Below are 11,524 nucleotides of genomic sequence, written 5' to 3'. Positions count from 1 at the left end.
AGACATGGCCCGGCTGTCGGCCGGCTCCCTTTCAGCCGGTTTCCGACTCGCCCGCCATGGACAGCAGGCGGGCCACGGCCTTGCGCAGTTCCTCGTTCAGGAAAGGCTTGTAGAGCACGGCGTCCGCCGCGAACATCTCGGCCATCTTCAGGGCGTAACCGGCGGGCAGGTTCGGCGCCCCTCCGGACATGGCGAGCACCTTTCCGCCGGGATTGCGGGTGCGCGCGGCCTTGATGACCTCCACCCCGTCGGCCTCGGGCATCAGCACATCGGTGACGATCAGGTCGAAGACCGCGCCGCTGTCCAGCAGGGTGATGGCGACGCGTCCGTTTTCCGCCTCGACGACCTCGTGGCCGGCCTGTTCGATCACTTCGGTAACCGCCAGCCGCACGGCGGCCGAATCCTCAACGACCAGCACCTTCGCCATGAACCAGCATCCCATGTGTCGTTTGGCCCGGTCCGCCGGTCAGGGCGGTGGGCAGGTCGATGATGAAGGACGTTCCGCGTCCGGGGGCGCTCTCCACCAGAATGTCGCCGCCCCCGTTCCGTACGATACCATATACCACCGAAAGCCCAAGCCCAGTCCCGGTGCCGACCGGCTTGGTGGTGAAGAAGGGGTCGAACACGCGCTGGCGCGTGGCCTCGTCCATACCCGTGCCGGTGTCGGCGACGGTCAAGCGCACATAATCACCCTCGCCGAGCTGGCGGCGGGATGCGTCCCGCTCCCTCAGGAGCAGGGAGCGGGCGCCGATGGTCAGGGTGCCGCCCTGCGGCATGGCATCGCGGGCGTTCTGGATCAGGTTGAGAAGGACCTGGGTCAGTTCGGTCGCGGTGATCGTCACCGCCTTCAGACCGGGTTCCAGCCGCGCGAGCGTCTCGATGGACGCCGGCATCGACGGGGCGGCGAGTTCCAGGGCGGAATGCACGGCCTCCTCCAGGTTGCCCGGCGGCGACTCGGCCACCTCGACACGGGCGAACTGAAGGACGTCGCGCATGATCGTGCGGGCTTTCACCCCGCTGTCGTGGATGGCGTTCAGATAGGTGTGGAGCTTGCGATCCTCTCCGGCGCGGCCGCGCGCCAGATCGGACAGGCTGATGACCGGTTGCAGCAGGTTGTTGATCTCGTGGGCAAGGCCTCCGACGAGGCTGCCGAGCGCCGCCATGGTCTGCTTCTGCCGCGCGGCTTCCGCCGACTGGCGCCGCGCGCTGATGTCGCTGGTGGTGCCGCGGTAGCCGAGGAAGGCGCCGTTGCCGTCATAGCGCGGCGTGCCGCTGACCATGACCCAGCGCCCGCTCCCCCCCGGCGAGGCCAGCGGGAAGGACAGGCGGCGGAAGGGCTCCCGCCGGTGCAGGGCCTCCGTCAGGGCGGGGAAATCCTCCTCGGGACGGTTGCGGTCCAGAAGGTCGGCGTGGGTGAAGCCCAGAAGCTCCGCCCCGCCACGCCCGGTGGATTCCTGGGCGCGCGGCGACAGGGCGGTGAAGCGCCCGCGCTCGTCGGTTTCCCAGAACCAGTCGTTGGAACATTCCAGAAGCGCCCGCCAACGCGCCTCGCTCTCGCGCAGTTCGGCGGTGCGGGTGGCGATCAGCGATTCAAGCCCGCTCAGATGATCGCGCAGGGCCTCCTCGCTGCGGCGCATCCGGTAGAAGGCGAGATCGTAGGGATTCTGCAGGGCGGTGACGATGATCGCCCGGTACAGCAGGTAGAAGGACAGGATCTTGATGAAATGCCCCAGCGCGTTCATCGCCCCGTGGGGATCGGTGTAGAGCGTGAAGATCAACTCCTGCGGGGCCAGCAGGGCGATGCCGGCGAAGGTCAGGCCGAACACCTTGGGCTCGAACTGCCGGCGCTTGCGGCACAGCAGCAGGCAGGCGACGACCGCCGCGGTGCTGAACGCGTATTCGGCGCTCACCTTAAAGGGGGTCAACCCGACGTCCGGAACGAAGCTGTCCGGCATGATGTCGAAGGTGAAGATCGACAGCAGGGTGCAGGCCACGACCGCGGCCTGGATCAGCAGAACGTCGCCCGTGCGCAGCCGCTTCTCCGTCAACAGCGGCGCGGCCAGGAAGACCGCGGCCTGAAGGCCGCGGGCGGCGATCCAGAGTTGGGTGGATTGGTTGGCGCCGGCCTCGCCGATGACGTTCATGCCGGGAAAGGCGATGGCGTGCAGCAGGTCCAGCAGCGCGATGCCCGGCATGGACAGGCCGACGAAGGCGAGGAAGGGCGATTGGTTCGTGTCCCGCGTGTTCCAGGCGATCGTGAAGATCGTCATGGCGACGGCGACGGCGAACAACTCTGCACAGAGATGGAACAGCAGGTAGTTGTGGCGCATCACCGTGCCCAGAACCGCCATCAGGATCAGCAGGGCGGTCAGGCCGGACAGGAAGGAACGGTCCCGGAGCCAGCGGGTAAACGTCGATCTGATGGCGGACGGCTGGGTCCCGCTCATGAACGGTCGGCTCCGCGGTGGACGGTAGGGGCGGCCCACGGATGGCCCAGTCAGCCGACCATGGCTATGCCGCTGGACCGATCAACACACCAATTCCCGTCGCGGTGCAAGCCGGACGTTGCGTCGTTCAATCCGACGCGGCGATTCCTCACAGGCGAGTGGTTGAAACCGTCCCGTTGTCGACACACGCGCGGTTCGGCGGGATGCCGCCAGGAAATCAGCCTTCCTTGGCCGGCTGGGCGGGAGGCAGGTCGAAGGGGGTGCTGACGAAGGGGTCGCCACGACCATGGCCGGCGCGGTCGTGACCTTTCTCGGTCGCCGCCTTGCGGTAGTAGCCGACGATGAACACACGGACCGCGTTGGCCAGCGACACGGCGCCCCCGCGCGACCGTCGGGACTGAGAATCGAGGCGGTCCTTGAGATCGCTGCACAGCTCATCCACGGTCAGGTCTTCCCGGTTGCAGATGTCGTCCAACGCTTCCCAGTAGGAGGGCTCCAGCCGAAGCTGCGTCGGATGTCCGAACAGCTTGACGGTGCGCGCCACCAGCGGGATGGCGCTCAGCGGCGATGGCGCGTTGGACGCCCGTGAATCCTGACCCGACATAGCCCTGTATTCCTTGAATGTCAGCCGTGTTTAAAGCCACGCAGCCAATATAGCGCGATTGAAAAAATTTGCGACGATAAAACTCCTCAGACGTGCAGGGTGGCCTTACGGCACGTCGCTGGACTCTCCAGCCATGTCCTTCAGCATGTACAGATTGGTAACGACAATAAAACCTTTGTTATAGGTAATAGCTCCGGCGTTGCGCAGTGCACGCAGGCTTTTGTTCACCATCTCGCGAGTGACACCTAACATTGCCGCCAGGGCTTCTTGTGACACGGGTTGGTTGATCCGCAAGCCTGCAGGGGTCTTCTGGCCATAAGTGTCGCCGAGCAACAGGATGCGCCGGGCCAGCCGGCGCGGAACGTCATGGAAAACCGCATCCTCGATGTTCTCCGATACCCAGCGCAGCCGCTCGCACAACACGCCCATCATCCGGATGCACAGGGAAGGGTGCCGCTCCAGGAAGGAAATGAATTCCGGACGGTCGATGCGGAACAGTTCCGCTGGGCGGAGCGCTGTGGCCCCCGCGGTGCGGTCCTTGCCGTCGATCAAGGCGATTTCCCCCAGCACGTCACCGGGGTTCAGGATGTTGAGCAACATCGTCTTGCCGTCCTCGGACGAGGTCGAGACGGCGATCTGCCCCTTCATGATGGCGTACAGGCAATCGCCAGGATCACCCTTGCTGAACACGGTCTGATTCTCGCTGAACCGCGACACCCGGCCCAGCGCGACCAGTTCCTGCATCCGGGCGTCGTCGAGAACGCCCAACATTCGGTTGCGCTGCAGGATGCCGGCGACGTCCTTCAGTAAGGCCATGGCGTTCGCGGTCCCGGTTGAGTGCCGTCGAACCGTTGATGGCACCCGGCGGACGATCAGTCCAGCGGATTCCCCGTCTGGCAACGCCCGCCGTCCCGCAGGGCGCGGTCCCACAGGACGGTGTGCTCGAAATGGAAACGCGCCTCCGGCGCGCGTGCGCCGCCCGCGGCCCAGCGGCGCATGGTCTGGAGCAGGTCCAGCGCATCCTCCCGCTTCTGGTCGCACCGTCCAGTGGGCAGCCAGTTGCGGAGATCGGCGAGTTCCTCCTCCGGCAGCCCCTCGGCGGCGGCGAGGCGGAACACCCGGCCAAAGCCGCGCTCGCGATAGGGCAGGGCCTTGGCGATGGCCTCAAGCCGCCGCGCCGTGGCCGCGGGGACGACGCCCTCCTGCGCGGCGTCGGCCAGGGTGCGGCGGATGTTCACCATGGCCTCGGACAGGCTGGGATAGCCGAGTTCCGCTGGGCCGTGGATCACCGCGACCTCGTCGTCGTCCTCCAGTCGCCCGTCGCGGAAGGCTTCGAAGACCGCACCGACGCCGATCATGCCGAAGGGGTGCAGTTCCGCGGCGCGCAGGGCGCCCATGCTGGACGCGCCGAACACGGCCACCCCCTGATGGATGGCGTGCAGGATCTCCTTGTGCCAGACGGACGGAACGTTCTCGAAGTAGCCGTCCACAATGCCGATGGCCCGCGGCTTGCGCTCGCACAGCCGGATGACGTCGCCCTGGGCGACCGGCGGCAGATAGGTGGCGTCCAGGTATCGGGCCGCGTCGGTGCGGGACAGGGTGGGGCCGAGGAAGACGTAAAGGCCGTCCGGCGTCTGCATGGGAGTCTCCGCCTTCGCTCTCTCTATCATAAGGCCACTGTCACAGGCCGGCGACGGCGCGCGCCCGCGCACCCATCGCGTAGTCCGGGGAGGAGTCCAGCCCTTCCAGGCCGGGAATGACCAGACGGACCACGGCGATGCCGAACTCCGGCTTGGTCAGGTCGACCGCCACCGCCTCCTCGATGCCGGCGGCGCGCAGCCGGTCGAGCTGGCAGGCCAGATCCTCTTCGACGGTGCGACCGGCGAGGCCGGGGACGGTGGCGAAGTCGCGACGCCCGGTGTCCCCGGTGATCAGCGCCTTCCAGCGCGCGTGCTGCGCAGGGTCGAGATGGCGTTCGTATTCGGAGCGGGGCATGTCGTCGCGTGCCCCGGCGATGAAGGTCAGCCGGCTCTGCGCCGCTTCGGTCAGCGCGCGGGACAGCGAAACCTCCGGCGCGGCGTGGCAGCCCATGCCCATGGCCGGGCGGATGCTGTGCTGCGGAGCGTCTTCCCGCGTCGCGATGCGGCAGAGGAAGGCCGGCAGGCCGATGTCGCTGGTGATGTCCCACAGGCCGACAGCGACTCCCGCGTCGTCGAAGCGGTCGAGCAGCGAGCGGCAGACCGGGTCGGCGACGCTGTCCGGATCGATGCGGGTGGCGGCCTGGGCCTCCGGAGAGGAGAGGCGCCACAGGGTGGCGGCGTCGCGCTCGACCAGTTCGGTCATGGCGTGCGCGGTCGCCTCGGCGAGGCTGTTGCCCGAGGCCAGCCCGTTCGACCCGGCCAGGAAGCAGCCGGACCCCGGCGGCATCGGCAGCGTGAAGTTCAGATGCACCGTCTCGAAGGGCACCCACGTCCGCCCGCCGCCCAGCAGATCGTCGCCTTCGATCCACAGCATCGGGGTGTGGGGGGTGAAGGCGCTGGTCGACAGCCGCGGCAGGCGGGTCACGTCCACCACCCGGTGGGTCCAGCGCAGCTCGTCGTAGCTGGCGAATTTCAGGGGCAGGGTGATGCGTTCGGCGTGATAGCTCTCGATCGACTCCATGACGCCCGAAGCCTTGGCGGCGGCCAGGGTCACGCCCTTGCCCTGGGCGACGGAGATGGAGCGCGCGTTCGGCCGGGTCACCATCACGACGGGGATGCCGACATGGTCCAGCCCCGTGACGTTCGCCACCCGCGTGATGCCCATGACGGGAAGAAAGGGAGCGACACGGGCCAGCGTCTGGTCCGGCGTGGCGATCCGGTGGGTTCCGGTGGTGTGAACCTTCAGCGGCTGATCGGACATGGCCGGATCCCGCGCGATGGCGCGGACGAAATCGAGGGGCATGGGAGAGGCTCTCCGCCGTGAAATGCCCGTTGTGGACCGGAATGGAAACAGGCGAAGGACGAGGGAGCGGGCGGGGACCGTGGCAGGCCGGCCAGGGAAACACCGGTCGCCACGGCCCGAAGAACAGGCCCGGATGGTGGGCCTTGGCAGGGTTGCCCCGCCGATCAGAGGCCCGGAGTGATCGCGTGGCGGGCGGCCTCGTGATCGTCGCTGTTGAAGGCGCGGCGGTCGCCGATGCGGGCGGCGGCGGTCAAAGCGGTGGCCTGTTCGGCAACCTCGGTCACGCCCTGGGCGGTCACGGCGAAGAGACGGCCGTCGGCACCACGGATGAGGGCGGTCTGGTCGATGATGGCGGTCATGGGAACAGCTCCTGGGCGTGGGTTTCGAGGAACCGCGAATACTGCGGTATGTCGAAACCTTGGCCGCTATGACCCGTCCGGACTGTGAAGAACTTCACATGCCGGACACCCCGGCGCCGGGTAAAAATCGCCTACACGCGCACACACGCATGTTTAGTCCCGGAAAAATTCCGGCGACCTGGGAAAAATTCGCCAAGCCGAGAACCGGCCAGCCGAGACAGGAGCGTACCGATGAAGTTGGACCGCCGCATTCCCCGCAGCCTCGACGAGATGGCCGACCTCAGCTCGCTCGCGGCTCCGCCCGCCGTGGTGACGCGCTCGCTGACGATCGGAGGACGCCGCGCCAGTCTGCGGCTGGAGGCGACGATCTGGGACGGGCTGAAAGACATCGCCCAGTCTCAGGGCAAGTCGCTGGAGGCGCTGTGCGCCGAGATTCACGACAGCCGGACGGAGGGAATCCCGTTCGCCACCAGCGTCCGGGTCTATGTGCTGAACCACTTCCGCAGCACCGCCGCGGGCAGCACCACGCTGGTGGCCTGACGCTCCTGAAGGCGGCTCACCGGGGCAGGTCGCCGCGTCAGGTCACTTGGCCTGACGCGGCCAGGCAGCGGCGGAAGGTGCGGCAGCGGTCGGAAAGCGGCAACATGGACAGCTGGCGGCTCATCGTCTCGGCAGCCGCCAGATGCTCCATGGCCTCGCGGTGCTGGGCGGTGGCGGTGAAGGCTTGGGCCAGGGCGAAGTGCGACCAGCCCTGTTCGGACAGCTGCCCGGCGTCCGTCGCGATGCCCAGCGCGTTGGCGGCGCAGCCGATCGCGGTGTCATGCTGCGCCGTTTCCAGGGCCAGGTCCGACATCCAGTTCAGAATCCGCGGCCTGGGCAGGGAGTGATTCAGAATGTGCGCCTGTTCCAGGCTGGCGTTCAGCAGGCGCGCCCCCTCCGCAGCGCCACCGGTGCGGGCGATGGCGTAGCCCAGCGCGCCCAGCGTGATCGGTTGGAAGATGTGCAGTCGCGTCGCCTCGGTGATCGTCACGGCGTCCTTCAGCAGCGGCAGCGCCTCGGCGAAGCGCCCGCCAATGATATGGACCAGCGCCAGATGCACCTTCACCGACGATACGGAGAAGGCGTGTCCAACCTCTTCCGCGATGTCGAGCGCGTGGAGCATCACCTGGACGGCCTCGTCGTCGCGCCCCAGTTCGGCGAGGCAGCGGCCCTGGTAGGCGGCGGTGATGGCGACCGCCACCGCGGTCAGGCCGAACCGTGCGCGTGGCGCATGGGCCAGCGCCAGGGTGCGTGCCTGCTCCAGCTTCTCCTGGGCTTCGGGGAAATGCCCCTTGTCCACCAGCATGCCGCCCAGCCGCATCAGCCCCTGGATGCGCAGTTCCATCGTCCCCTGGTTGCCCAGATGGTCAAGCGCGCTGCGGCTGAGCGCAATGGCTCCGTCGAGCACGCCGTAAACCCACTGGAAGGACGCCTTAAGGGAGGTGGCGCGGGCGTAGCGGATGCGGTCGTCGATGCCCAGCGCCATGTCCCGCGCCTCCTCCAGCGGGTCGCCGGCCAATTGGCGCCCCTGCGGCAGCAGGACGAGGGGAATGCCGACCCACAGGTCGATCCGCCGCTGGATGTTGCGGCGGGTGTCCGGCAGATGGTCCAGGGCTTTCAGCGCCTGTTCGTAGAAGCGCCCGGCATCGAAATGCTTGCAGCGCATCTCCGCCCGGCGCCCGGCCCGGCGGCCGTAGGCGCAGGCGAGCGGCCAATCCTCGGCGTAGAAGGCGTGATGGGCGACCAGTTCCGCCCGGTTCGGCAGGTTGCGGTCGGACCGCCGCCGCAGGGCGTGCAGAACCCGGCCATGGAGTGGCTGGCGCTCCCGCTTGGTCAGGGTGGCGTAGGCGACCTCCTGGACCAGCGCGTGGCGGAAGGTCAGCTCCAGGTTCGGCAGCAGGCGGGAGCGCGCGAAGAAGCCGCTCTGCTCCAGCCGGGCCAGAGCCGACGGCAGGTCGGCGGCGGGGATTGGGGACACCGCGCGCAGCAGGCCGAGATCGACCGACGTGCCGATCACCGCCGCGTGCATCAGCACCCGCCGCGGTCCGGGCTCCAGCGCGTCGATCCGCGAGGCCAGCAGGCCGTGCACCGTGGCCGGCAGGGACATCCGGGCGTCGGCCTTGCCCAGGCTGTAACGCCCCGGACTGCCGACGATGACCCCGGTCGTCTCCAGCGTGCGAAGCGACTCCTCCAGATAGAGCGGTACGCCCTGGCTTTGCGCCGCGACGCGCGCCTTCAGATCGGCCAGCGATGGGCTGTGGCCCAGCCAATGGTCCAGGAATTCGTCGGCCTGCAGCGGCTCCAGCGGTTCAAGCGCGATGGCGTGGACGGAGTCCGCTGCGGTCCAACCACCCGGGGTGTCCGGCCGCGAGGTGACCAGGACGAAAACGCGGGTGTCCTCCACCCCTTCGACGAGGGCGTCCAGCAGGCGGTTGGTCAACCCGCGCGTCCAGTGCGCGTCCTCGACGAGGATCAGCAGCGGGCGCTCCGCGGACAGCTCGCGGATCGCCGCAACCAACCCTTCGACGCTGAAATCGGCTTTCTGGGCCGGGTCGAGCCCCTGCCACAACGGGTGGACGGAAGGCTGGCCGAGCAACTCCCGCATCGCCTCGCCGGCAAGCTCGCCGCCGTTGCGCGTTGCGGCGGCGGTCAGGCGCCCCACCGCCGGGTCGCTCATCTCTCCACAGACCGACAGGGCGAGGCAACGGGCCGCCGCTTCCAGATCGTCGGGGTCGCCCAGGCGGCGGATCGGGAACTGAGGCCAGATGGCGATGGTGAAAGCTGCGGCCTCCGGGCTGCGCATCAGCTCACCGGTCAGCCGGGATTTGCCGATGCCGGCTTCCCCGATCAGAATGGCGCAGGCACCGCGGCCCCGCTCGGCCTGCCGCAACGCGCCGGCCAGTACCGCCAGTTCGGGTTGACGCCCCACGAACAGGGTTCCTTCGGCGGACAGCAGGTCCATCGCCGTGCGCCGCATCGCCCGTGCCGCTTCCAACGCGAAGGCCGTCACCGGCTCCGCTGTGGCGGCCAAGCGCAGTTCCCCCGCCGGACGGACAGTCAGGCCCTTCGGCACGAGGTCCAACGTCTCGCGGCTTAGCAGCACGCTGTTGGGTTGCGCCCGCTGCTGCAGCTTTGCGGCGACATGAACGGTCTCGCCCACCGTGCGGTAGTCGGTCCAGACGCCCGTCTCGATGATCTGGGCCACCACCTCGCCCGAACTGATGCCAATGCGCACCTTGAACTCGTCCGAATCGATGGCCGAGCGGGCGATGTCCTGCGCGGCGAGGCAGGCGCGCAACGCGTGGTCCTCCAGCGCTGAGGGGGCGCCGAACACTGCCATGATGCCGTCGCCCAGCACCTGGGCCACCGTGCCGCCGTAACGCTCCACCGCGTCGGTGAGGATTTGCAGGATGGTGAGAAGAGTCTGGTCGGCTTCCTCCGGGTCGCGGCCCGACACCATGCTGGAGGATTCGACGATGTCGGCGAACAGCACGGTGACGACCTTGCGTTCCGCGCTGTTGCGCCGGGCCGGCCCGCTGTCCGGGGAGTCGGTGGGGGGCGTGGCGCTGGGCGCGGGCATGGGCCGGCATGACGCTTCGCGAGGCGCTGCCGTGGGCATCGATTGCGATTCGCCCAAGTCCATGTCCGTTCCGGCCATCGAAGCCCCCCTGCGGAGCGTCATCGGCATGTTAAAGGAAAGCGTTGGGAATGCGCAGACATTCAAAACAAGCGATGGGTAATTTCACTCCAAGAGGCCTAGCCTAACATATGTTGGTATGTTTCCTCGTGCAATCGGCGAGCGGCAGCCTGTCCCGGCCCGCATTTCTGCCGTGTCCGTCCGCCGCCGACGCACGGATTGAGGTGGCGTGAGAAATAAGGCTTGCCTTGGCCGTCTCCGGGGCGTATACGGGCGCTCCTCCGCTGGAGCGGCGCGGGCGTAGCTCAGGGGTAGAGCACAACCTTGCCAAGGTTGGGGTCGAGGGTTCGAATCCCTTCGCCCGCTCCATTTTCAGCGCGGATGGTACGAAAAAGGGCGGCCTTGGGCCGCCCTTTTCGCATTTCGGGGGTCGCTGCCGGAAGTCGGCGGCGGGCCTTTCCGGCCCGCCGTGCCGCGTTCCAGCTGTCACCACAGCGCCAGCGAGAGCTCATAGAAAAGCGCGCCGACCACGGCGGTCGCCGGCAGGGTGATGACCCAGGCCATGACGATGCCCTGCGCCAGCCCCCAGCGCACCGCGCTGGTGCGGCGGGCGGCGCCGACGCCGATGATCGCACCGGTGATGGTGTGGGTCGTGCTGACCGGCACGCCGAGCCACGTCGCGACGAACAGTGTGATGGCCCCGCCGGTCTCCGCACAGGAGCCCTGGACCGGCTTCAGGTCGGTCAGCTTCGACCCCATCGTCTTGACGATGCGCCAGCCGCCGAACAGCGTGCCCAGCCCCATCGCGGCCTGACAGGTGATGACCACCCAGAAGGGCACGTGGAAGGTTTCGCCCAACAGGCCCTGGGAATAGAGCAGGACGGCGATGATGCCCATGGTCTTCTGCGCGTCGTTGCCGCCGTGTCCCAGGCTGTAGAGCGCGGCGGAGCCGATCTGGATGTGGCGGAACAGCCGGTCGACCGCGAAGGGTGTGCTGCGCCGGAAGATCCAGGACACCGCCACGATCATCACGCTGGCCAGCAGGAAGCCGACCACCGGCGAGACGACGATGGCCGCGGCGGTCTTCGCCAGGCCGGACACCACCACGGCGTCCAGCCCGGCCTTCGCCACGCCGGCCCCGACGAGGCCGCCGATCAGCGCGTGGGAGGAGCTGGACGGGATGCCCAGCCACCAGGTGAAGACGTTCCAGACGATGGCGCCCATCAGCGCGCCGAAGATGACGTGCGGGTCGACCACCCCAGCCCCGACGATGCCGGTGCCGATGGTGGTCGCCACATGCAGCCCGAAGAACAGGAAGGCGATGAAGTTGAAGAAGGCGGCCATCGCGACGGCGGTCCGCGGCGACAGCACGCGGGTGGAGACGACCGTTGCGATGGAGTTGGCCGCATCGTGCAGCCCGTTGAGGAAATCGAAGAGGAGGGCGACGCCGATCAGCCCGATGAGGATGGGCAGGGCGAGGGTAGCGGCTTCCATG

The 11,524-nt window shown here is 68.2% G+C and carries 10 protein-coding genes and 1 tRNA gene; 2 read left to right on the top strand and 9 right to left on the bottom strand.

Annotation, left to right across the window (positions count from 1 at the left end; translation table 11 throughout):
* Nucleotides 1-31: 31 nt before the first annotated feature.
* The 7 genes from AMK58_RS19925 to AMK58_RS19895 all read right to left on the bottom strand — a co-directional run bounded on the left by AMK58_RS19925 (nucleotide 32) and on the right by AMK58_RS19895 (nucleotide 6,353).
* Entirely contained in the window at nucleotides 32-427 is a 396-nt protein-coding gene (locus AMK58_RS19925; RefSeq protein WP_035677334.1) for a response regulator, read from the bottom strand.
* On the bottom strand, nucleotides 405-2,447 hold the full coding sequence (locus AMK58_RS19920) for an MASE3 domain-containing protein (protein WP_051140496.1): 2,043 nt from the start codon (nucleotides 2,445-2,447) through the stop codon (nucleotides 405-407). Before AMK58_RS19920 ends, AMK58_RS19925 begins: the two co-directional genes overlap by 23 nt.
* 217 nt (nucleotides 2,448-2,664) lie before the next feature.
* Nucleotides 2,665-3,051 carry a ribbon-helix-helix domain-containing protein gene (locus AMK58_RS19915; protein ID WP_051140495.1) on the bottom strand — a complete coding sequence of 129 codons (387 nt, stop codon included), beginning with the start codon at nucleotides 3,049-3,051 and terminating at the stop codon, nucleotides 2,665-2,667.
* Between the two features lie 105 nt (nucleotides 3,052-3,156).
* Nucleotides 3,157-3,867, bottom strand: a complete 711-nt coding sequence (locus tag AMK58_RS19910) for a Crp/Fnr family transcriptional regulator (protein ID WP_035677332.1) — start codon at nucleotides 3,865-3,867, stop codon at nucleotides 3,157-3,159.
* Nucleotides 3,868-3,923: 56 nt separating this feature from the next.
* Nucleotides 3,924-4,691 (bottom strand): TfuA-like protein, encoded by a 768-nt coding sequence (locus AMK58_RS19905; protein WP_035677329.1) that lies wholly within the window; start codon nucleotides 4,689-4,691, stop codon nucleotides 3,924-3,926.
* A gap of 40 nt (nucleotides 4,692-4,731) precedes the next feature.
* Nucleotides 4,732-5,994 carry a YcaO-like family protein gene (locus AMK58_RS19900; protein WP_035677328.1) on the bottom strand — a complete coding sequence of 421 codons (1,263 nt, stop codon included), beginning with the start codon at nucleotides 5,992-5,994 and terminating at the stop codon, nucleotides 4,732-4,734.
* A 164-nt stretch (nucleotides 5,995-6,158) separates the two neighbouring features.
* A complete protein-coding gene (locus tag AMK58_RS19895) occupies nucleotides 6,159-6,353 on the bottom strand; it encodes a hypothetical protein (RefSeq protein ID WP_035677326.1) in 195 nt (64 codons plus the stop codon).
* A gap of 231 nt (nucleotides 6,354-6,584) precedes the next feature.
* Here AMK58_RS19895 and AMK58_RS19890 point away from each other — a divergent pair, with 231 nt between their 5' ends.
* The gene (locus tag AMK58_RS19890) at nucleotides 6,585-6,893 is read left to right on the top strand and encodes a ribbon-helix-helix domain-containing protein (protein ID WP_059399330.1); all 309 of its coding nucleotides are present in this window, start codon (nucleotides 6,585-6,587) and stop codon (nucleotides 6,891-6,893) included.
* 37 nt (nucleotides 6,894-6,930) lie between these two features.
* Here the strand turns inward: AMK58_RS19890 and AMK58_RS19885 are convergent, their stop codons facing one another.
* Nucleotides 6,931-9,972, bottom strand: coding sequence for an ATP-binding protein (locus AMK58_RS19885; protein WP_051140494.1), 3,042 nt, complete (start codon nucleotides 9,970-9,972; stop codon nucleotides 6,931-6,933).
* Nucleotides 9,973-10,323: 351 nt separating this feature from the next.
* Here AMK58_RS19885 and AMK58_RS19880 point away from each other — a divergent pair.
* Nucleotides 10,324-10,398: transfer RNA gene (locus AMK58_RS19880), tRNA-Gly, on the top strand.
* Nucleotides 10,399-10,515: 117 nt separating this feature from the next.
* Here AMK58_RS19880 and AMK58_RS19875 read toward each other — a convergent pair.
* Entirely contained in the window at nucleotides 10,516-11,523 is a 1,008-nt protein-coding gene (locus AMK58_RS19875) for an inorganic phosphate transporter (protein ID WP_014197658.1), read from the bottom strand.
* Between the last annotated feature and the right edge of the window lies 1 nt (nucleotide 11,524).

The sequence above is a fragment of the Azospirillum brasilense genome, assembly GCF_001315015.1.
Classification (GTDB): domain Bacteria; phylum Pseudomonadota; class Alphaproteobacteria; order Azospirillales; family Azospirillaceae; genus Azospirillum; species Azospirillum brasilense.
This window is presented reverse-complemented; position numbering and strand designations above follow the sequence as displayed.

Coding starts and splice junctions, on each gene's coding strand:
- AMK58_RS19925 (WP_035677334.1), bottom strand. CDS start 427: ATGGCGAAGGTGCTGGTCGTTGAGGATTCGGCCGCCGTGCGGCTGGCG.
- AMK58_RS19920 (WP_051140496.1), bottom strand. CDS start 2,447: ATGAGCGGGACCCAGCCGTCCGCCATCAGATCGACGTTTACCCGCTGG.
- AMK58_RS19915 (WP_051140495.1), bottom strand. CDS start 3,051: ATGTCGGGTCAGGATTCACGGGCGTCCAACGCGCCATCGCCGCTGAGC.
- AMK58_RS19910 (WP_035677332.1), bottom strand. CDS start 3,867: ATGGCCTTACTGAAGGACGTCGCCGGCATCCTGCAGCGCAACCGAATG.
- AMK58_RS19905 (WP_035677329.1), bottom strand. CDS start 4,691: ATGCAGACGCCGGACGGCCTTTACGTCTTCCTCGGCCCCACCCTGTCC.
- AMK58_RS19900 (WP_035677328.1), bottom strand. CDS start 5,994: ATGCCCCTCGATTTCGTCCGCGCCATCGCGCGGGATCCGGCCATGTCC.
- AMK58_RS19895 (WP_035677326.1), bottom strand. CDS start 6,353: ATGACCGCCATCATCGACCAGACCGCCCTCATCCGTGGTGCCGACGGC.
- AMK58_RS19890 (WP_059399330.1), top strand. CDS start 6,585: ATGAAGTTGGACCGCCGCATTCCCCGCAGCCTCGACGAGATGGCCGAC.
- AMK58_RS19885 (WP_051140494.1), bottom strand. CDS start 9,972: ATGCCCGCGCCCAGCGCCACGCCCCCCACCGACTCCCCGGACAGCGGG.
- AMK58_RS19875 (WP_014197658.1), bottom strand. CDS start 11,523: ATGGAAGCCGCTACCCTCGCCCTGCCCATCCTCATCGGGCTGATCGGC.